The 18,696-nt window shown below is 51.3% G+C and carries 21 protein-coding genes; 11 read left to right on the forward strand and 10 right to left on the reverse strand.

Annotated features, from left to right (window positions below; translation table 11 throughout):
• Nucleotides 1-163 precede the first annotated feature (163 nt).
• The 3 genes from BLP47_RS03460 to BLP47_RS03470 are packed head-to-tail and all read left to right on the forward strand — an operon-like array spanning nucleotide 164 to nucleotide 2,634.
• Entirely contained in the window at nucleotides 164-1,537 is a 1,374-nt protein-coding gene (locus BLP47_RS03460; RefSeq protein ID WP_249883392.1) for a TrkH family potassium uptake protein, read from the forward strand.
• 28 nt (nucleotides 1,538-1,565) lie between these two features.
• Nucleotides 1,566-2,255, forward strand: a complete 690-nt coding sequence (locus BLP47_RS03465) for a TrkA family potassium uptake protein (RefSeq protein ID WP_091850408.1) — start codon at nucleotides 1,566-1,568, stop codon at nucleotides 2,253-2,255.
• Nucleotides 2,256-2,265: 10 nt separating this feature from the next.
• On the forward strand, nucleotides 2,266-2,634 hold the full coding sequence (locus BLP47_RS03470; RefSeq protein WP_091850411.1) for a hypothetical protein: 369 nt from the start codon (nucleotides 2,266-2,268) through the stop codon (nucleotides 2,632-2,634).
• On the opposite strand, the gene BLP47_RS03475 is transcribed toward BLP47_RS03470, so the two are convergent.
• Nucleotides 2,602-3,141, reverse strand: coding sequence for a copper resistance CopC family protein (locus tag BLP47_RS03475; protein ID WP_091850413.1), 540 nt, complete (start codon nucleotides 3,139-3,141; stop codon nucleotides 2,602-2,604). The genes BLP47_RS03470 and BLP47_RS03475 overlap by 33 nt on opposite strands.
• A gap of 24 nt (nucleotides 3,142-3,165) precedes the next feature.
• On the opposite strand from BLP47_RS03475, the gene BLP47_RS03480 reads away from it, so the two are divergent.
• Both BLP47_RS03480 and BLP47_RS03485 read left to right on the forward strand, forming a co-directional pair.
• A complete protein-coding gene (locus tag BLP47_RS03480; protein ID WP_172807173.1) occupies nucleotides 3,166-4,536 on the forward strand; it encodes a D-alanyl-D-alanine carboxypeptidase/D-alanyl-D-alanine-endopeptidase in 1,371 nt (456 codons plus the stop codon).
• Nucleotides 4,536-5,120, forward strand: a complete 585-nt coding sequence (locus tag BLP47_RS03485; protein ID WP_091850417.1) for an isochorismatase family protein — start codon at nucleotides 4,536-4,538, stop codon at nucleotides 5,118-5,120. The genes BLP47_RS03480 and BLP47_RS03485 overlap by 1 nt, the downstream gene beginning before the upstream one ends.
• On the opposite strand, the gene galK is transcribed toward BLP47_RS03485, so the two are convergent.
• Together galK and galT are read right to left on the reverse strand one after the other, a co-directional pair.
• Nucleotides 5,117-6,256, reverse strand: coding sequence for a galactokinase (gene galK, locus BLP47_RS03490; RefSeq protein WP_091850419.1), 1,140 nt, complete (start codon nucleotides 6,254-6,256; stop codon nucleotides 5,117-5,119). The two genes, BLP47_RS03485 and galK, sit on opposite strands and share 4 nt — an antisense overlap.
• Nucleotides 6,253-7,329, reverse strand: coding sequence for a galactose-1-phosphate uridylyltransferase (gene galT / locus BLP47_RS03495; protein ID WP_091850421.1), 1,077 nt, complete (start codon nucleotides 7,327-7,329; stop codon nucleotides 6,253-6,255). The genes galK and galT overlap by 4 nt, the downstream gene beginning before the upstream one ends.
• Before the next feature lie 41 nt (nucleotides 7,330-7,370).
• On the opposite strand from galT, the gene BLP47_RS03500 reads away from it, so the two are divergent.
• Nucleotides 7,371-8,240 (forward strand): hypothetical protein, encoded by an 870-nt coding sequence (locus BLP47_RS03500; protein ID WP_091850423.1) that lies wholly within the window; start codon nucleotides 7,371-7,373, stop codon nucleotides 8,238-8,240.
• On the opposite strand, the gene BLP47_RS03505 is transcribed toward BLP47_RS03500, so the two are convergent.
• The gene (locus tag BLP47_RS03505; RefSeq protein ID WP_091850425.1) at nucleotides 8,227-8,916 is read right to left on the reverse strand and encodes an SDR family oxidoreductase; all 690 of its coding nucleotides are present in this window, start codon (nucleotides 8,914-8,916) and stop codon (nucleotides 8,227-8,229) included. The genes BLP47_RS03500 and BLP47_RS03505 overlap by 14 nt on opposite strands.
• 159 nt (nucleotides 8,917-9,075) lie before the next feature.
• Here BLP47_RS03505 and BLP47_RS03510 point away from each other — a divergent pair, with 159 nt between their 5' ends.
• Both BLP47_RS03510 and BLP47_RS03515 read left to right on the forward strand, forming a co-directional pair.
• Nucleotides 9,076-10,887, forward strand: a complete 1,812-nt coding sequence (locus BLP47_RS03510) for an ATP-binding cassette domain-containing protein (protein ID WP_091850427.1) — start codon at nucleotides 9,076-9,078, stop codon at nucleotides 10,885-10,887.
• Nucleotides 10,888-10,982: 95 nt separating this feature from the next.
• Entirely contained in the window at nucleotides 10,983-11,618 is a 636-nt protein-coding gene (locus tag BLP47_RS03515; protein WP_157671453.1) for a DUF998 domain-containing protein, read from the forward strand.
• Here BLP47_RS03515 and BLP47_RS03520 read toward each other — a convergent pair.
• Complete coding sequence (locus tag BLP47_RS03520; protein ID WP_091850431.1) at nucleotides 11,595-12,029, reverse strand: hypothetical protein; 435 nt, start codon at nucleotides 12,027-12,029, stop codon at nucleotides 11,595-11,597. The two genes, BLP47_RS03515 and BLP47_RS03520, sit on opposite strands and share 24 nt — an antisense overlap.
• 132 nt (nucleotides 12,030-12,161) lie before the next feature.
• On the opposite strand from BLP47_RS03520, the gene BLP47_RS03525 reads away from it, so the two are divergent.
• Nucleotides 12,162-13,106, forward strand: a complete 945-nt coding sequence (locus BLP47_RS03525) for an alpha/beta hydrolase (RefSeq protein ID WP_091852882.1) — start codon at nucleotides 12,162-12,164, stop codon at nucleotides 13,104-13,106.
• A 56-nt stretch (nucleotides 13,107-13,162) separates the two neighbouring features.
• On the opposite strand, the gene BLP47_RS03530 is transcribed toward BLP47_RS03525, so the two are convergent.
• The 3 genes from BLP47_RS03530 to BLP47_RS03540 all read right to left on the reverse strand — a co-directional run bounded on the left by BLP47_RS03530 (nucleotide 13,163) and on the right by BLP47_RS03540 (nucleotide 15,304).
• Nucleotides 13,163-13,681 carry a hypothetical protein gene (locus tag BLP47_RS03530; RefSeq protein WP_197672390.1) on the reverse strand — a complete coding sequence of 173 codons (519 nt, stop codon included), beginning with the start codon at nucleotides 13,679-13,681 and terminating at the stop codon, nucleotides 13,163-13,165.
• 83 nt (nucleotides 13,682-13,764) lie between these two features.
• Entirely contained in the window at nucleotides 13,765-14,376 is a 612-nt protein-coding gene (locus tag BLP47_RS03535) for an alpha/beta hydrolase (protein WP_091850433.1), read from the reverse strand.
• Entirely contained in the window at nucleotides 14,369-15,304 is a 936-nt protein-coding gene (locus tag BLP47_RS03540; RefSeq protein ID WP_091850435.1) for a VOC family protein, read from the reverse strand. The genes BLP47_RS03535 and BLP47_RS03540 overlap by 8 nt, the downstream gene beginning before the upstream one ends.
• 137 nt (nucleotides 15,305-15,441) lie before the next feature.
• On the opposite strand from BLP47_RS03540, the gene BLP47_RS03545 reads away from it, so the two are divergent.
• Nucleotides 15,442-16,188, forward strand: a complete 747-nt coding sequence (locus tag BLP47_RS03545; RefSeq protein ID WP_091850437.1) for a DUF429 domain-containing protein — start codon at nucleotides 15,442-15,444, stop codon at nucleotides 16,186-16,188.
• 21 nt (nucleotides 16,189-16,209) lie between these two features.
• Here the strand turns inward: BLP47_RS03545 and BLP47_RS03550 are convergent, their stop codons facing one another.
• A complete protein-coding gene (locus tag BLP47_RS03550; protein ID WP_091850439.1) occupies nucleotides 16,210-16,731 on the reverse strand; it encodes a helix-turn-helix transcriptional regulator in 522 nt (173 codons plus the stop codon).
• A 140-nt stretch (nucleotides 16,732-16,871) separates the two neighbouring features.
• Here BLP47_RS03550 and BLP47_RS03555 point away from each other — a divergent pair, with 140 nt between their 5' ends.
• Nucleotides 16,872-17,663 (forward strand): isocitrate lyase/phosphoenolpyruvate mutase family protein, encoded by a 792-nt coding sequence (locus BLP47_RS03555; protein ID WP_091850441.1) that lies wholly within the window; start codon nucleotides 16,872-16,874, stop codon nucleotides 17,661-17,663.
• A 126-nt stretch (nucleotides 17,664-17,789) separates the two neighbouring features.
• On the opposite strand, the gene BLP47_RS03560 is transcribed toward BLP47_RS03555, so the two are convergent.
• Nucleotides 17,790-18,623, reverse strand: a complete 834-nt coding sequence (locus BLP47_RS03560; protein ID WP_091850443.1) for a hypothetical protein — start codon at nucleotides 18,621-18,623, stop codon at nucleotides 17,790-17,792.
• Between the last annotated feature and the right edge of the window lie 73 nt (nucleotides 18,624-18,696).

An 18,696-nucleotide genomic window follows, 5' to 3' on the forward strand; every position in this document is an offset into this window, starting at 1 on the left:
CTTAAGTCGAGGCCTCGATCTCCTTATTGCAATGAATACAATGCTAGGCCGAACAATTCGATCAAAATTTCCGATTGGCGGGGTCGCTAAAGCTAGCAACTCGGAGTATCTTTGTGGAGTCTTATTTAGAGGAAAAGGGCAAGGCTTTGTTTTGATTTCTACGATGCAAAAAAAGCCCATGCATCCGTCAAGGCTGGTGGCTATCGCCTTCGGGGCCGTGGCCGCCTTGGGCACCATATTGTTGTCGACGCCGATGGCTACCAAATCTGGAGAATCCACTCCGATAACTGACGCTTTGTTCACGGCAGTTTCGGCGGTAACCGTGACTGGTCTTTCGGTTGTAGACACTCAACTGCACTGGAACATGTTTGGTCACGTGGTGATTGCACTTCTGATTCAAGTTGGTGGTTTTGGAATTGTGGGCTTCGCCACTCTGATTGGTTATCTGCTGGACGGTCGAATCTCTTTGCAGAATCGACTGAGTAGCTCCTCCGAATCTGCAACGGCAATTGCACCGAATGTGAAGACTCTTCTTCTAAACATTTTGAAGATGATGTTGTTCTTTCAAACGCTCGGCTTTATTTTTCTGTTTTTTAGATTCTTAACTAAATACGGCTATAGCGTGTCGGAGGCATTTGGTCACGGCCTATTTCACGGAATCTCCGCCTTTAATAACGCTGGCTTCTCGCTCTACTCGGATAGCTTGATCGGATTCGCGGACGATGGCTGGATACTGGTTCCGATTTTCATGGCCACGATGCTCGGGTCCCTTGGTTTTCCGGTCCTGGCCGAAATTCGTGATCGGCTAAAATTGGTCATTTATCGCCTGCGCAAGAAGGTGGCGCCCTACACGATGCCGCCGCAGTGGTCCCTCAACTCGCGCATTATTCTTTGGTCCACACTGGTGTTGGTGGTGCTCGGCACTTTATACGTGGCACTTTTGGAGTGGAATAATGCCGCCACCCTTGGGCAAATGGATCCGCTTAGTAAATTCATAAACTCTGTCTTTGCGGCTGTGATGCCGAGAACCGCTGGGTTCAACTCGGTTGACATTGCGGCTTTGAATCCAGCTACTTGGCTGGGAATGGACATGTTGATGTTCATTGGTGGAGGCTCGGCATCTACCGCTGGTGGTATCAAAATCGGAACTGCCGTGATCCTGATTTTCATCATCTACACCGAAATTCGTGGTGAAACCGCTGTGAATGTTGGTAATAGAAGATTGCCTCGTTCGATTCAGCGCCAGGCTTTGGCGATTATCAGCCTCACCTCGCTCGCAATTTTGAGCGCAACCATTGTTCTTCGACTCACAACCGAATTCAGTTTGGATAAAATCTTATTTGAGGTTATCTCAGCGGTTTGTACTGTGGGACTCTCAACCGGCATCACTGCAGATCTGCACGAACCAGGCAAGGTCATGCTCTCGGTGCTGATGTTTATCGGAAGACTGGGGCCGATATCCATCGCTACCGCCTTGGCCCTGAGAAAAACTAAGCGTCACTTCGAGTATCCAAGAGAAAGACCACTAATTGGTTAGTTCTAACCAAGTTCAGGAATAGGAAATCATGGCTAAGAAAGAAGCACCAGGGCGTAAGAGGGCATTTCACGCATCAAACGTGGTGGTGATAGGGCTGGGTAGATTCGGAACCTCGCTAGCTTTAGAACTTGTGAAAAATGGACACCAAGTATTCGGTATCGACACCGATGATCGGATAGTTCAATCACTGGCTTCAAGTCTCACCCACGTGGTGACGGCTGATACTACTGACGAGGAAGCAGTTCGCGAGCTCGGTCTAGCGGATATGGATAGCGCGGTGGTCGCTATTGGAGCAGACATCGAAGCCTCAATTCTTACCACCTCACTGCTTCTACAACTCGGTGTCAAGCAGGTTTGGGCGAAAGCCAACTCGAAATCTCACGGCAGAATTCTGGAACAAATCGGTGCTCACCACGTGGTGTTCCCGGAATATGAAATGGGTCGTCGGGTTGCGCACCAAGTGTCTGGAGAATCGCTAGATTACGTTCCAATTGATGAGGACTTTGTAATGCTCAAAGGCATGGTGCCAGAAAGTTTCGATGGCAAAAATCTGGCTGAGCTAAAGATTCGCTCGAGATTTGGTGTCACAGTTGTAGCGGTCAACCAAGGAGACGGAAAGTATACGCCGGCCTTCCCTGAAACCGTTTTATCAAAGGGGCAAACCTTTGTGGTTGCCGGCCAGGTTGAACCGCTAAATAAGTTCTGCCAGCTGGATTAGGCTTTTCTTAATGAATATAAGAGCAATCCTTATTGGCCTATTTGGTATCGCGGGCATCGTTTTGAGCCAGTACTTTTATCAACCCGATCTGGCACTGATGCTTATCAGTGCAGCGATTCTTGGCGGACTTTGGGGTCTGGTTGTTTGGAGTGGCACCAGGGTTGGCAAAGGGGCTTCCGCGCTTTTCAAGCTTGCCCTGGTTGCGTTGGTGGCTAGCTTTATGTTTAGCCAGGCGCTAGATGTTGCCTATTCGCTCAGCTCAGCTCCCGCGGGCGCACGTTTTGAAATGGCTCCCGAGGTTATTATTTACGCCGCAGGTCTTTGGGGCCTTGCGATGCTGATGAGGCTATTTGCGCTTGGGCCGCAAAAAAAGAAATAGCCCAACTGCCACTGCACTAATTGATATCCAAAGGAGCCAGTAATTAGACGCCTCTGGGGCCTTGTCTGTTAGCTCCAGCTGGGTTACGGCATTGGGGCAATCTAAAAATTGGTAGCCGGCCTCTGCCACATAATCGCTTTGGTTCTCGATGAGAAAGCTTTGGCTCCCGGAAATCGGGTGACCATCTCCTGAAACAACTCGCCAGGCAATGTTGTATTCACCGGGCTGGTCAAGATCCAACCTCGTGCTCGCCTCCCTACCCTCAACAACCGCGCAGCCGTTATTTACTAGAATGCCAGTGTCTACTTGGGTGATAATAATTTCATTGCCTCCACCCGAGCCCAGGCTAATTAGCTCATCGCTAAATGCGAGAGAGATTTCCACTAGCCCAGCCTGAACCACCTCGCCATCGGCTGGCGAAAAATCGACCAGCTCCTCGTGCGCACTCGCGCTGGGTGTGATCAGCAGCAAAGCTGCCGTGGTTGCGAAAAGGCGCATAAACTTCATACCTAGAAGCTTAGGCAGGTATTGGTGAAGCAAGCACTTTATGGCATATCAGGCGGCCTAGTTGTGGGCCTGCTGGCTCTAACGGTGATTTTCTGGGGACCACTGACTTCGGGTCAGGATCCCAGCCCGGAGAATTTAGCCGCTAGTGAGCCGGTCACAAGCTCTCCTATTTCAACCGCCTCGCCCACCGCCTCGGAAATTATTTCCGAGGTTGGAAAGTGCTCGGTGCAAGAAGCTGAGAGCGCTGACGGCATCCTCACTCTGCAGGCTCAGGTGCGCGATGCGTTGACTGGCGAAGTGCTATTTGATCGAGGCTCAAACATCCCGGCCCGCACGGCTTCGGTGTTAAAGCTCTTCACGGCCGCAGCGGCTCTAGAAACACTTGGTCCAGACTATAAGGTAGCGACTCGGGTTTATGTGGACGCTAATGACTCAAGTATTTTGTATTTGGTTGGCGGCGGCGACCCGACTCTTTCGCGGACCGATGGTAACTCCCAGTCGGTCTATCGAAATGCGCCAAAGCTCGACACTCTGGCTAAGCAGATAAAGAGCTGGTCGAGAACCCAGACTTTTTCAAAGATTGTGCTTGATAGCACTTTATTCGGAGGTTCCGCCGGTGAATATCACCCAGATTGGGACAAGCTTCGGGGTCTAAGTGAAGGCTGGATGTCCCCAGTTTCCGCACTCCAGGTTGATGGTGATAGAGATAACCCGGCGAGCAAAGACTCAAAAAGAAGCGCGGATCCCGTTGCCCGAGCCGGAACCTGGTTTCTGCAGGCACTCGGTGAGAGTGCTTCTAAGGCGGTAATCCAAAAGGCTACGACCCCAGCTGATGCGATAGAGATCGCGAAGGTTGAATCAAGACCAATCAGTGAGTGGATCAACTATATGCTCAAGGTGAGTGACAACACTTTGAGTGAAGCACTAGCAAGACTCGTCTCGCTCGATGTTGGGCTCGGCGGGGGATCTAGCTCACTAACTGAGAGTTATAAGCGCGCTCTAGTGAACACGGGTCTCGACTTCACAAGCTTTAGGGTGATTGATGGCTCTGGTTTATCTGCTAATAGCGGTGTGACGCCTGCTTTGGTGAATGATCTATTGGTTTTGATAAATGCCGATTACGGTTCTTTCAAATCCATATTGAGCGGCATGCCGGTCGCGGGATCCGGTGGCTCTTTGGGTTCCAGGCTTACCGAGGCAAGCGGTCAAATTACTGCAAAAACTGGTTGGATTCGAACTGGGTATTCTCTCGCCGGGTTCGCCGATTCCCCGGATGGCACCAAGCTCATCTTCACCGTTTATAACCTGGGATTTGTTTCAACTTTAAATCGCGAGGCGATGGATAACTTGGTGCTTGCCATTTATAACTGCGGCGGCGAATTAGGGAACGAATAATGACAAAGGCTCTTTTTATAATTGATGTGCAAAACGATTTTTGCGAGGGTGGGGCGCTGGCCTGTGCTGGCGGTGCTCAAGTAGCCAAGGGCATCACCTCTTACCTGCAAGCGAAACCTCAGGGCTACGACTTTGTTATTGCCTCGCGGGATTGGCACACGCCCAACGACTCCAATGGCGGTCATTTTCCTAAAGCGGGTGATGAGCCAGATTTCACCAATACCTGGCCGCTGCACTGCATCGCGGGGGAGCCAGGAGCCGATTATCACCCAAACCTAGAGCGGTCTCTGATAGATATTCACATCAAAAAGGGCCAGGGACAGCACGGATACTCGATATTCGAGGGGGTAACGGACTCGGGCGAGAGAATTCAAGATTTAATCTCAAGGCTTCGGATTGAGTCGGTAGATGTTGTCGGCATCGCCACCGACCATTGCGTTTTGGCCTCGAGTCTTGACGCTAAAGAATTTGGACTAGAGGTTCGAGTTATTGCTAGCCTCACCGCGGGCGTTGGAAAAGCCAGCACCGAAGCCGCCATTGATCAAATGGTGGATGCTGGAATCAAAGTCGTTCCAACCGACTAAGACTCTTTGCGGGCACCCTGGCTTGGCTTCACGGCAAAAATCCGAGGCTCTTTATAGCCCTTGGCCGCAAAGGCCAACTTGCATTTTTTCTCAAGAGTAAAAAGCTCATCCTGATTAATAATTGCGATAGCGGCGCCGCCAAAACCGCCACCGGTCATGCGAGAACCGATTGCCCCGGATTCGATTGCGGTTGCAACCGCTAAATCCAGCTCGTCTATGGAGATCTCAAAGTCATCCCGCATGGATGCATGAGACTGGGCCATTAGCTCGCCAAGTGAATCTAAATTTGATAATGCAAGTGCGCTCACGGTGTCGAGCACTCTTTGGTTCTCGGTAATCACGTGCCTTACTCTGCGAAAAGTGAGGTCGTCTAATTCGACTTTTGCCCGTGGTAGGTCGGAAATATCCAACTCTCTGAGTGATGACACCCCAAGTGTTTTGGCCCCTAGCTCGCAAGCATCGCGCCTTGAGCGGTAACCACCATCGGAGTGCCGGTGGGCAACTCCGGTGTCGATAACCGCGACCACCAAGTTCTTTTCGCTTAGACCGAGTTTCACGTTGGTGGTCGTGAGGTCCCGGCAATCAATCAAGACCGCGGAATCGCTCTGGGCCATCAAAGAAGCGGTCTGATCCATGATTCCAGTTGGAGCTCCAACCACTTCGTTTTCGGCCCGCTGACCGATACGAGCCAACTCAACTCTTTCGAGACCGGCCTGCCAAAGCTCATTCAGGCCAAAGGCCACAGAACACTCCAGGGCGGCCGAAGAGGATAACCCGGCACCCACTGGAACATCCGAGGTAATGAAGCAGTCAAACCCCTGCTGGCCGTGCTCACGCATCATCCAGGCAATACCCAGTGGGTATAAAGCCCAATCCAGACCGGTTGGCTTTTGCCCGGCTAAATCCAATTGATAGATCTGAGTGTCGATGGTCGATGCCACGCGGCAGATTTTGTCAGCGCGTAAAGAGATCGCGGCGTAGGTGCGTCGATCAATACCAAACGGTAAAACAAATCCCAGGTTGTAATCAGTGTGCTCACCAATCAAGTTGGCTCTTCCAGGAGCTGACCAGACTCCCGTTGCGGGATAACCAAATGCTGCCTGAAAGCCGGTCTCGGCTTCTAGTTTTAGACTCAAGAAATTACCTCTCGCAGGCGCTTAGCGGCAGCTTCTGGTGCGACATCCCCGACAAACGCTCCCATCGCAGCTTCCGACCCTGCCAAATACTTAAGCTTGTCTTTTGCTCTTCTGGGCGAGGTGATTTGAAGGGTGAGCCTGACTCGCTCTCGGTTCTCAATCATGGGCGCTTGGTGCCAGGCGGAAATGTAGGGGGTTGGGGTTTCATAAAGTGCGTCAATGCCCTGCAACAGTTTTTTATAAAAACTGGCTAGCTCATCCGACTCTGAGTTGCTCAGGGTCGCAAGATCTGGAACCTGGCGTTTTGGCATCATGTGTAATTCAATTGGCCAGCGAGCTGCGAAAGGCACGTACGCCACAAAGTTTTCGGATTCGAGAACCACCCGATCGGAGCCAAATTCAAACTTCGCAAGCTGATCGAAAAAGCCACTTCCTACTCTATCGATGCTCGAAATAAGCTTCTTGGTCGTGGGAGTCACAAAAGGGTAGGCGTATATCTGACCGTGCGGATGATGCAGGGTCACGCCTATTTCCTCCCCGCGATTTTCGAATGGGAAAACCTGCACGATTCCCGGCTGCGACTGAAGGTTCTCGGTCCTATCCTGCCAGGCCGAGATTACAGTTCTGATTCGATTCTCCGACATCGAAGCCAGGCTGCCCTGGTGCTCGGGAGAGAACACCACAACTTCGCAGCGCCCATGCGCCTGGGTTGAAAAACCAAATACATCAACATCTGGGTGAGAAATGTGACCCGTGGCGGGTCCAAATGCTGGGCCTTTATTTTCAAATACTGCTACATCAAAGACATCGGGTAACTCGGAAGGATTGGAATCGGTAGTTGGGCAAAGCGGGCAAGCGTTGGCCGGGGGTAAAAACGCACGTTGCTGGCGGTGAGACGCAATGGTTATCCACTCGGAGCTCAATGGGTCAAATCGAAGGTTTGCCGTTTCTGGACGCTCTTCTGTGGCTCGCTGATCCGATTTTCTTATCGAGGGGAGACTGGAACCTTCATCGTCAAAGTAGATTAAGTCCCTACCATCGGAGAGCTTTGCCTCGATTTTACTACCGGTCACTTGCGAGTCTCTTTTCCGATTCTCATCGCTAAAGTAAGGGGGTGAATCAATCAAACTCCGAAGACGAACTAACCATTTCTCGCACCTCCGAGAGCTCAATAAGTATGGCAGTAATTTCGCTTTTTGGCGGTTCTCTTGCGTTTTTGTCGCTATTTGACAGAATCGTTATAGACCGCTCAAACGCTGAATCCGTGGGCCAATACGCCTTCGGAACTGTGCTTGCACCCTGGCCAAATCGGATTCCCGGTGGCACCTATGAGTTATTTGGTCAGGAGTATAAAACCGATGTTTTAGATTCTTCCGGTAACGCCAATCACGGGCTTTTGCGCAAGCGCAAGATGGAACTTCGGGAGAGGGGCGAGGCTTTTGTTTTACTTGGCTATGAATTCGGTGGAGATGAGGTTTACCCCTTCGCAGTGGACCTTCAGGTCAGGTACGAGCTCAACTCTCAGGGGCTAGCGGTCACGGCAATCGCAAAAAACCTAACCGGCCAAATTGTTCCATTCGCAATTGGGTTTCATCCCTATTTTGCTACCGAGGGACCATTTGTGCTTCGGACAAATGGAACCGAGCTAATCAAGACCGATGAGCGACTGATTCCAAATGGCACTCAAAAACTAGATTCGGCTTTCGAGCTTGACTTTCACACGGAACAGGCATTTGACGGCTGCGTGGTTGCCAATCACGCTCGGATTGAATTTGACAATCACTCAGTGCTGATCGAGGCAAGCGACAACCTGCCATACCTCATGGTCTATCGACCACCAATGACCGTTCTCGAATCTTCGGGTCAGTCTTTGGCTGTGGAGCCAATGTCTCACCCGACCAACGTGTTTCAAAGCGCAATCGAAACAACGTTACTGGCGGGCCTTGAAACCAAAACATATTTCTTCAATGTTAGAACGCGCTAGCTGGAAGCTCTTTCAAATCGTTTGCGAGAGCGTCTAAAACAATAGACGCAACATGATCGGCTGTCATTCCCTGGGGGAAAGCCGGAGCTTCTCCTGAGATTGCTCTTGTGGCAAGGCCAGTCTCGGTGTGGCCGGGGGTGACTGATAAAACCCTGATTCCTTCTCTGCGCCACTCTTTTCCAAGCGCCTGCAGATAACCACCAATGGCCGTCTTGGAAGCGCTGTAGCCGGCCATGTTGGCCATCGGCAGCTCGGCGACAACTCCTGTGAGATTTAGCACGAATGGTTCACCACCGCGCTGAGCGCTGGCTAGAAGAACTGGCTGCAATTCGGAAATCAATTGCATGGGGCCGATTGCGTTTGTTTGCATCAAGGTGGCCAGGATGCTTTGGGGGGTGTCAACCGCTTTTCCAAAGGCAACCACTCCAGCCGCATTCACTATTCCATCCAGCTCGGTGGTGGAATTCAGATAATCAGTCAAAGTTGTGATGCTGTCCTTGTTCTCATAATCAAGAAGAAGTCGCACCTCAACGGCATTGGGAATCTTGCCCGCAGAGTCATTGGATCTTGCAGTGCCCAAAACTGTTGCACCCTTAGCAATTAGTTGGGAGGTGATGGTGGCCCCAAGTGCACCAGAAGCGCCAACTACCAAAATACGTTTATTAGAAAATTCCATGCTGATGCCAACTCTGTTGGTCCCCTGAGTATTTCCCGAAGCGGTGAAAATGGTAGTCAGGCTCCTTGAATTTGGAAATCTTAATAGACTTGAAATATCTTATAAAGGAGCCAATTGTTAGCAACTATGTCAATTGTCGGAGTGAACCCGAGCGTATAAATGGTTAGAAAAGCCCGAAAACTCCTGCTTGCTGGTCTTTTGGCGCTTAGTTTTTTACCCCTCAGCTTGGCCTATTCGGTCATCATTGGTTCCGCCGCGGGCGCGACGCTCTTGGTTCTGATTCCAGAGGTTGTGCTCATGGGGCCATTTGGCCAGCTCACGCTTTTTGGAGAAGTAAGCCTCGAAGGCCTCATTCAAAACTCTGTGGCCACGATACCCATTGTGCTCGGTGTCTTTGCTTTCGCGCTTCTTTCGATTTTCCTCACACCCCATCTACTTTTCAGGCTGAGCCAGAGATTTAGGTTTGCCAAGGAATTTTTAGGTGCCTTGGCGATCTTTTTGTCTTGGCCCGAGCGTGTTTTGTTCTCGAGTCGCAGAATGAAAAATGCCAAAAGCTTGCGGGGTGAAAATAGCGGGGGAAAGTTGATGCCAACACTTCGGATATCAGCCCAAAGGGCAAAAGCAATTAGATTGCGCTTCGCCCTAATAGCAAAGAGCGCGACCCCCAGTTCCGAAACCGCCATTGATTTCAATGGTGTCGAAATAGCTGGACTGGATATGGGGAAGATGAGTTTTCAAATTGCCGCCGGCGAATTGGTGGTAATAACAGGACCAACCGGCTCTGGCAAAACCACCTTGCTGCAGGCAAGCTGCGGTTTGGCCGCTAAGTTTTATGGACGACAAGTCACCGGTCAAATCAAGGTTTTCGGATTATCGGTAAATGAAAACATCGCAGAGCTTTCAAGTTTGGTTTCTTTGGTGCCCCAGGAGCCGGGTGAGTATTTTATGGCTGAGCTAGTTGGCGAGGAACTTTTTGGGGTAACGGAACATTACCTTGGGACTCAGGATCTATTGGAGCTGCATATCAGTTCCCTATCTCAGGCAGAAGCGGTCTTCGTGGCAATCACTAGGGCACTCAACCCGCTACCAAAAGCGTTATTACTTGACGAACCATTCGCAGCTCTGGATTCTAGGGCAAGCGCTCAATTAGTTAGCTTGCTATCCGATCTGATTAGCCAAGGGGTCACCGTGGTCCTGGCCGAGCATCGGATTCGGGAAGTCGGCGTCTTGAGCCCTAGGTTTCTAAAGCTGCAGAATGGCCTTGAAGAAGGAGCCTGGAGGCCCAAAATCATCGTTCCAGAACCCGCTCTATTGCAGCTAAATCAGCACCAGGTGTTGCGGGTTATATTTGAAGAACTTCGCCGGGGCGAAAGACTGTTGGGAAAGACGGCTTTCACTGTCCAGCAGGGCGAAATTCTGGCCATTTCGGGGCCCAATGGCTCCGGCAAGACAGCCCTTTTAGAGTCAATTTTCTTTGGCCCGGCTAAAAGAGAGATTTATGGTGTCACACTCGAGGCCGCAGCCAAGCCCGACTTGATTGCCCTGGTTCCCGAAAGCTTGGAGGGGTTTTTTATCTCTCGAACTCTTCGCGAGGAACTCAAGCGCGTAGATCAGGTGGCCAAGGTCTTGCCAGGTTTCACAGAACACAATTTCAAATCAATATGTGTGAACACGGAACTTACTCCTGAGCTACTAGCAACCGACCCGAACAAGTTGTCTTTTGGAACAAGGCTCTCCTTGGCGATCGCCATGCAGTTGAGTCATAAACCAAAAGTCCTATTGCTAGATGAGCCGGTGAAGGGATTCGACCCCGTCATGCGGGCGAATGTTGCAAGGGTTTTGCGCCTGACGGTTCAAGCCGGAACATCGATTATCTTCACCTCTCAAGACTCGCAATTTGTCTTCGATGCGGCGGATAGGGAATTGGCAATTCAAGGCCAAGAACTTGTGGAAAGGACCCCTGGCAGTTGAACTCGCGTCGGCTGCCACGAACTTTGTCTTTAGCTAGCTAATTTAAGTTTCACAAGTAGTGCAGACTTGAGGCCAGAAATATAAAGGGGAGCAGTTTGCAACTAATCGGTTTATGGGCTCTCATTGCCGCAACCCTCGGCCCCTTTCAAAACGTTCTCGGCTGGAGCATCTCGGGTGCACTGGTTCAAGGATACGACCCAATTTCTAAGACCATCAGTGACTTGGCTGCCGATGATTCCCCGGTGAAGTGGATTCAATCAAGTTTTTTTCTAGCTGGATCAGTCCTTACGCTCATCGCCGCTTTTAGCGCGAAGTCCCTCGCTCTGCCCGGCAGGGTCGCACTGTTTTTAGCCGGTATTTCGGGTTTCGGTTACACCTACTTCCCAACTGCATTGGTCGCGCCTTCGCCAAATTGGCATGTGATATTTGCAACAATCGCGTTCGTGTTGTTTTCCGCTTGGCCGCTTTTGTCAATGCGTTTTGATAAGCGCTACCACTGGTCGCTTAGACCCCTGGCAGCGATTAGCGCAACATTAGTTATGGGAGCCACAACCCTTTGGTTCTTGCTCACCTGGCTTGAGCCGGGTCAGCCCATTGTCGGGCTTTCCGAAAGGGTCATAGCGGTAATGCAGGTTTTGTGGCTGTCGTTTGTGATTTGGTCTCAGTGGCTTCACCAGAAAAAAGGAGCGCCTGAGACTGCTCCAGAATTAGCCTATGGGGCCAAGAACTAGCGAGAGAGTTTCGGGGTCTTCACGCTCCGTTATTGGTTCGGCATAGTCAACCGATAATTCGCTAAAAACTGTCTTGCCCTCGTATTGCATCGGTTTGGACAGCACCAAAGTCACATCGTTTAGGACAAAATTTCCCGAGACACAATCCGGGTCACACAGGTTTGTGGTGGCCGTGGCGGTTCCAGTGGCAGTGTCTTTACCCCAGTTGCTCCATGCAATGTCGCTGAATACTTGCCCTGCATCGGCGCAATAAGGGGTAAATTCGGTTGGCTCAACCGAGTAGTTCACACATGTATACAGCTGGGTAGTTGGTGTTTGGTCGGCGCATCCGCTTAGGGATAATGCGAACAGGGAGGCTGCGGCAAGCGCAAGAATTCGATTCATAATTGCAATTATAAAGTTAAGTCCCATAATCCGAGCTTCAAGGACGCGCGCGATCTGACACGCTTGGCCCGATTTGGCCAGGAGGCTGGATAGCCATTTGCGTTGACGGGTGTTGGTCTCTCAGTTAGCATTTTGAAGAACCGCAACGAAGGGGTTTTTATGTCAGTTCAGAGGAATCGTTTAGATCCTGAATCTCGTGAGCCACTTGAGGGCTTGCTTCAGGCCATTCCTGGAGGGTTTAATGCCATCGAAGATCTTGATAAGCGAAGAGCAGTGGTTGGTCAACTTCTAGTTGAGCCAGAGCTTGACCAAAGAGTGACCATGGAAGACCGGTTGATTCCGGGTCCGACTGGAGAGCAGTTGGTTCGGATTTATAGACCGGTTGTAAATAAAGAGCCAATGCCCGCCCTAATAAATATCCATGGTGGAGGGATGGTCTTGGGAAGCGTTCAAGGTGACGCTGCTACTGCCCAAATGCTGGCCGCGGAGTCCGGCGCCATTGTTTTCTCGATCGATTATCGTAAGGCACCTGAGAATCCATATCCCGCGGCCGTCAACGACTGCTTCTCGGCATCACAGTGGGTATTCGAAAACGCCAAGGACCTCGGAATTGATGCAAATAATATTGGGATTTATGGTGGGTCGGCTGGTGGTGGGCTCGCTCTGGCCGTTTGTTTGATGGCTCGTGATCAAAGTGGCATGAAATTCAAATACATGATGCCGATTTACCCAATGATTGACGACCGAAATCAAACTCAATCCACCCATGATGTGACCGAGGTCGGAATTTGGGATCGGGCCGGCAACATTGAGGCTTGGGGTCTTTATCTCGGTGGAGAACCTGCGGATGGTTACGCCGCCCCCGCGAGAATGGAAGATCTGGCTAATCTCCCTCCGGCTTATATCGACGTCGGTGAGATGGATGCGTTTCGAGACGAAGACGCTGAATTCGCCTTGCGTTTAATCAAAGCGGGTGTTCCCTGCGAATTCAGAATCTATCCGGGCGCATATCATGCGTCCGAGGTATTTGCCCCAGAGGCCGCCCTATCAAGACGGATTTGGGCTGGCAGGCTCGAAGCTCTAAGGCGATTTATCGCTTCCTAAGTGTGCTGTGTCAGCCGGTGAGAAACGCTCGTGCGGGTCTCACCGGCTGACCGCTTCTAGGCCGCTGAGTTAGCTTCCTGGAGAGGCTTAGCCACCGTCGGGGCGGTATTTTGCTTGATAGCACCCAACCCCGAGGCAATCACCAGAGCCGAACCAATGATGATTAGGTTCTTGATGATGTATTGACCCTCGAGGGTCAGTCCGAAGGGGAATACCTCGAAGCAAATCTCCGGGAGCAAAACAAGCGGTAAGAAGGTACCTGGCATCTGGAAGGCCAAAAGCACTATCCCAATTCTGGTGAGGGCTGGGATTAGAAAAGCGACACCAATAGCAACTTCCCAAAGTCCCAAAAGCGGAACGATGATTTCTGGAGTGAGCCAATAAACCGTGGCCGCAACTAGATCATAAGCGGGGGAAAGGTGCCCAATCATCTTCAGGGCCCCGAACCAAATGAAGGTAATTCCAATTGCGAACCTTAGAAAAGGCACACCAATCTTGGCTGAGAATTCGATAACCATGTTGTCAAATTTGCTGACTAGTTTCGCCAGCGGTGCGGGGATCATTTTGAGTTCCAAATCTTCTAACAGGACTTTTTGCCCATGTCAGAGCAAAGCTTCACAGGTGCTTTTTTATTCCTGAGAGGCCCATTAAGAGGGTTCTAGAGCATTCCTGCAATCTGAGTTACGTGGTCGATGGCGATCGAGTGACCGCCGGGGTGGCTGAGCCATAAAACCTTTGCACCGGCCTCAATAAGTTTCCCAACAAGGATTTCGGTGGCCTTTTCCGGTGCATAAGAATCTAGGGTGCCGTTAGCTATGAAAACTTTTTTCCCCGTTAGATCTGGAAACTTGGCGAGCTGTGGCATCGGGTTGGTTGCCCCAAAGGCCACAACCCCGGCTATTGAAGCGGGGTTGGTCAGCAACAACGCCAAAGCGGTGTTGCCTCCGTTGGAGAACCCAACCGCGTAGGCCTTGGAGATGTCTATCGCATACTCTTTTTCCGCTATTTCAAAAAAACTACCGAGTTCTGTGATTGCCTCGGCCAAAGATTCCTGAACAAAACTGCCGTCCGAATTTCGCTCAAAAAAGCGATTCATTCCTTCGGCGGTATTCATGCCCCTGGGGGATAAAAGGGTTGCCTCGGGGCTGAGAAGCTCGCCGAGTTTCATAAGGTCGTGCTCATCGGCGCCGGTGCCATGAAGAAGAATCAGGACTTTCTCACCACCAGGTTTAAAAACGTGCGGTCTTGTTAGGTCGCTGGGGTTAGCCATCCGTTAATCCTAATTCCGGAAGCGAAAGGGCTATTTGCTCCCTAGATGGCTCAAGCCATGGGGGCAACTTGAGCTTTTTACCAAGCTCCAAAAGCGGCTCATCGATATCAAACCCGGGAGAATCGGTGGCAATCTCGAATAGGACACCGCCTGGTTCGCGGAAATAGATGCTTTTGAAATATTGCCTGTCTAAGACCTCTGTGACAGCAATGCCTCGGCTCGATAGTTCCTGACGCCAGGACTCCATTGTTGCTAAGTCCGGGGCCCTGAATGCGACGTGGTGAACTGTGCCACCGGCTTGCAGGCCGCGTTCCAGGACCCCACCCAGAACTTCAACCTGAGCTCCTGAGCCACCATCACCCATGGTGAAGGTGGCACCCGAATCGGTGTCTTTTTCGTGCGTCATGCCCAAATCGGAAACTAACAAACCTGCTGTTGGATCCATGACTCTTTGGCTTAGGGTCACTGAGTGCAAACCCCTGACGGCAAATTCTTGAGGGATTGAACCGACCCCATCCCAGCCACTGCGAGTATCCGAATCTGTCGCTACAACCGACAGCTGCATGCCGTCAGAGTCTCGAAAAGTTATCTCCTGTCCGTCATTGCTGAGAGTGTTTTCTATTTCAAGTTGGGTCAGCCGATCTGACCACCAGCCGATTCCCTCGCGAGGGACGCTGAATGAAGATTTGGTGGTGAGACCGGAGCCTTCTTTGCCCGGGGTTATGCCGGGCCAGGGGAAAAACGTCATCAGGGTCGAAGGACTTCCTTGGTTATCACCGTAATAAAGATGCCAGATGTGAGGGGCGTCAAAATTCACGGTTTGCTTTACTAGGCGGAGCCCAAGAACCCTGGAATAAAAAGCCACGTTGAGAGCTGGGTTGCCAGCCAATGCGGTGACGTGGTGGATGCCGCTCGGGTTCACAATCATTTAATACTTCTTCCTAGCCTTGTCTTACCTAAGGGTTCAAGAGCTCAAAACAGCCATCTATTCCTTTGGCCATTATGGCGCCGCACAAGTTGCCGAATATGAGGCATTTGCAGGCACTAGCTGGTTAGTCTTAATCCGTGCTAACCGCAGGAGTAGATCTAGCCGCAGAGCCCAAGGGCACCGCCCTTGCCATCATTGACTGGGGCTCAGGCCGAGCCAAATTACTAGGCCTGCAGTTGGGCATTGCTGATGAAGCGATCGTGGATGCTTGCCAAAATGTTGACAAAGTCGGTATCGACTGCGCTCTGGGCTGGCCAATTGACTTTATTGAGTTTCTGAAGAGCCACTCCGATTTAGATTCCCCAAATCACGCTGTAGATGGGGGGATGGATTGGCGCAGGAGATTGTCTTATCGAGAGACCGACAGGGCGGTGCGGGCCAGCTCCGGCCGCTGGCCGTTGAGTGTTGCAACCGACAGGCTTGGATTGACCGCAATGAGAGCGGCAGGTCTATTGGGCAGGCTTCAAAAAAGCGGAATTCCGATCGATAGATCGGGCTCCGGGGTTGTAGTTGAGGTTTATCCTGGAGCGGCCCTGAGGCTCTGGGGCTTTGACACCAAGGGCTATCGAGCAACGGAGGAGGCCCGTGAACTTCTGCTGGGCGCCATTCAGCACAAGACCCCGTGGCTTGACTTGTCGAACTTTAGGTCTTTAATGCTGGAGTCTTGCGACGCCTTTGATGCTGTTATTGCTGCTTTAGCAACCCGGGCGGCAGCGCTTGGTTTTTATGAACCACCAAACCCAAGCCAGCTGGATAAGGCCAAGGTAGAAGGCTGGATTGCATTGCCAAACAGGCCCTTGGAGATGCTAATTTCTGGTGATTAAACCGGGAGCTATCCAAGTGGCCTAAGCGGGCGTGCCAATTGCAGTCAGGATGGCCATGAGCGGCACAACCCTGGTGGGTGGCACTTCATATGTGCCGCGCTTGGCGGGCGCTAGCCAGCCACTAGAGGTCAGCTCTTTCAGGTGATGGTAGACCTGACCGCTAGTTCCAGCATCTAATTTTTCGACCAATTGTGCGACGGTGGTTTCACCGGAGAGCACCGCCTGCAGAATCTTTAGACGGACTGGGTGCCCTAAAGCTGCAAGTGCATCGGCTTGTTCTGACCAATCCTTGTCGAATAGATCCTTCGCCCCAATTCCGTATTGCCACTGGACGGTCCCTCCGGTTGGGAGCTCCACCAATCCCGCGTAGAGGACTGCCCCACCCTCAGGGGAGCGCACCTGCAATCCCTCGAGGGCCCAAAACGCATCTTCTTCCGATGAAACCTCGGGCGGAGACTTATCTCTGGATTTTTGTCCTTGGAGAGTGAGCATTGCTTGCTCCAATAAAGCGAGTCTTGATTCAAAATCCGAATTTTCATGCATAACTACGATTATACGTAATCACATAAGTTATCAGATTAAAGTACTGGATTAGATCAATTAGGATCTTTTCAATTAGACCCGGAGAGCTGCCTGCGCTATCGAAATTGGCAAAAACCTAGCCGTGGTCTAACCTCAACAACATGACTAACCAAGCAAACACTTTAAAAGCCCTTCACGATGCCCCTGAGATTCTGCGTCTAGTTAACGTTTGGGATGCCGTGACCACCAAGGTGGTTGCTGCAAATCCAGCTTCAAGGGCCATTGCTACCGCCGGCCACAGCATTGCAGCCAGCCATGGATATGCCGATGGTCAAAACATTCCTTTCGATCTTTTGGTTCAGGCGCTAGGCCGAATAGTCTCGGCAACTTCGTTGCCTGTGACTGCAGACCTAGACGCCGGCTTTGGGGGAGACCCTGAGGATTTTGCCGAGGTTCGAGAAAACGTCAGGCGCGTGGTGGCTCTTGGGGTAGTTGGTTTAAATGTTGAAGACCGCATGGAGTCGCTTGATAAGTCCAAGGCGCGCATGAGCGCATTGCTTTTGGGAGCTCAGGACGAGGGCGTGGATTTGGTTTTGAATGCTCGAACCGATGCGGTGCTAAAGCCGGGCAACCTGAGCCCAGATGAGGCTGATAACGAAGCAATTACTCGCGGCCAGGCTTATTTGGAACTTGGTGCAACCTGTGTATTTGTGCCAGGGGTTTTGGACGCCCAGCGCACCAAAACTCTGGTAGCGGGAATTGGCGTTCGCAAAATGAGTGTTATCGGCTTGCCTGGTTCCCTAAGCGCAAGCGAGTACGAAGCTTTGGGTGTTGCGAGAATCAGCTATGGGCCAATGACTCAGAATGTAGCTTTGACCTCGCTCAAGCGCTTGGCAGAATCTCTATACCAAGAAGGTGTTATTCCAATGGACACCGAGAGACTGAATAGCTAGCGTCCTAGAACGAACCTGGAATGGCGAAGGACCTCCTAGAACAGCTGGTCTTGGTCCCAACCGAATCTAAGAGGTCTTTCGCTTTCCCTCAATTTGCGCAAAGTTTGAGAATTTACCCTCTTGAGTTCAGTCGTCTTCTCGGGTCGAGGTCACGGTTAGATTGAGGTCAAGATAAACATCGATCTCCAATAGATTCGCGAGCACCAAGGTCACGGTGTAGCCGGGCCTTTGATCCCAATCAGATGCCGCAACATCCGTTGCAGCGCCTGAACCGACCGTGCTGATGGCTGCTGCGATTGCTTTATTCACGGAATTTCCACTTAGGTTTGTCTGCGGAGCAGGATCGTTGCGGTCATTGGCATCTGGCTCATCGATTGCAGTGACTGTTAGGGCCTCATTCAGACGAACCTCGACTTCACCACGACTCGTGTAAACATAGACTTCCCAACCTCGTGAATCACGATCTATCGAAACTGCAGAGCCCCCGCCAGCGGCTTTGACGCCAGCGTCACGAGCCGCTTCAAACTCCGCAATCGTTCCGGTTCTATCGGGTGAGCGTGAACCCCGATCGTCATTTGATTTGGTTCCAGGCGCAACTTTGCCTGGAGCCGGATTCGCGGAATCTTCCTCCACGACTTGGTTAGATGCGTCACTATTCGCCATCGAACCATCGGAATTTTCGGCGCTCCTGCCATCTTGCTCAGCGGTGTTGGAATTATCAACTGGTGCTTCAGCTGCAAAACTGCGGTCGTTGTCATCTGACCTATCGGCAATCGCGAAGGAGATGATTGATGTTCCAGCAATCAATCCGAGAGTTGCAGCCGCTACCCCCACTCCAATTGCCAACTTCTTAGGGATTCGAATAAAAGATTCTGCTTTAGTTTCAGGAACTTCAATTGCCTCAGGGGAGGCATTCTTGGGTGTTTTAGGTGTCTTGGGTGCTGCGTTGTCTTTAGTCATGAGATTATTTTGTCTCAGGGATGCTGAAGCCATGCTGAACCTTGCTGAAGGAAAGTTCAGCTACTCCAGGGAG

Source organism: Candidatus Aquiluna sp. UB-MaderosW2red (assembly GCF_900100865.1).
Lineage (GTDB): Bacteria > Actinomycetota > Actinomycetes > Actinomycetales > Microbacteriaceae > Aquiluna.

Excerpts from the sequence above, each read along its gene's own strand:
- BLP47_RS03460 (WP_249883392.1), top strand. The coding sequence starts at position 164 with ATGCAAAAAAAGCCCATGCATCCGTCAAGGCTGGTGGCTATCGCCTTC.
- BLP47_RS03465 (WP_091850408.1), top strand. The coding sequence starts at position 1,566 with ATGGCTAAGAAAGAAGCACCAGGGCGTAAGAGGGCATTTCACGCATCA.
- BLP47_RS03470 (WP_091850411.1), top strand. The coding sequence starts at position 2,266 with ATGAATATAAGAGCAATCCTTATTGGCCTATTTGGTATCGCGGGCATC.
- BLP47_RS03475 (WP_091850413.1), bottom strand. The coding sequence starts at position 3,141 with ATGAAGTTTATGCGCCTTTTCGCAACCACGGCAGCTTTGCTGCTGATC.
- BLP47_RS03485 (WP_091850417.1), top strand. The coding sequence starts at position 4,536 with ATGACAAAGGCTCTTTTTATAATTGATGTGCAAAACGATTTTTGCGAG.
- BLP47_RS03505 (WP_091850425.1), bottom strand. The coding sequence starts at position 8,916 with ATGGAATTTTCTAATAAACGTATTTTGGTAGTTGGCGCTTCTGGTGCA.
- BLP47_RS03510 (WP_091850427.1), top strand. The coding sequence starts at position 9,076 with ATGGTTAGAAAAGCCCGAAAACTCCTGCTTGCTGGTCTTTTGGCGCTT.
- BLP47_RS03520 (WP_091850431.1), bottom strand. The coding sequence starts at position 12,029 with ATGGGACTTAACTTTATAATTGCAATTATGAATCGAATTCTTGCGCTT.
- BLP47_RS03525 (WP_091852882.1), top strand. The coding sequence starts at position 12,162 with ATGTCAGTTCAGAGGAATCGTTTAGATCCTGAATCTCGTGAGCCACTT.
- BLP47_RS03535 (WP_091850433.1), bottom strand. The coding sequence starts at position 14,376 with ATGGCTAACCCCAGCGACCTAACAAGACCGCACGTTTTTAAACCTGGT.
- BLP47_RS03540 (WP_091850435.1), bottom strand. The coding sequence starts at position 15,304 with ATGATTGTGAACCCGAGCGGCATCCACCACGTCACCGCATTGGCTGGC.
- BLP47_RS03550 (WP_091850439.1), bottom strand. The coding sequence starts at position 16,731 with ATGCATGAAAATTCGGATTTTGAATCAAGACTCGCTTTATTGGAGCAA.
- BLP47_RS03555 (WP_091850441.1), top strand. The coding sequence starts at position 16,872 with ATGACTAACCAAGCAAACACTTTAAAAGCCCTTCACGATGCCCCTGAG.
- BLP47_RS03560 (WP_091850443.1), bottom strand. The coding sequence starts at position 18,623 with ATGACTAAAGACAACGCAGCACCCAAGACACCTAAAACACCCAAGAAT.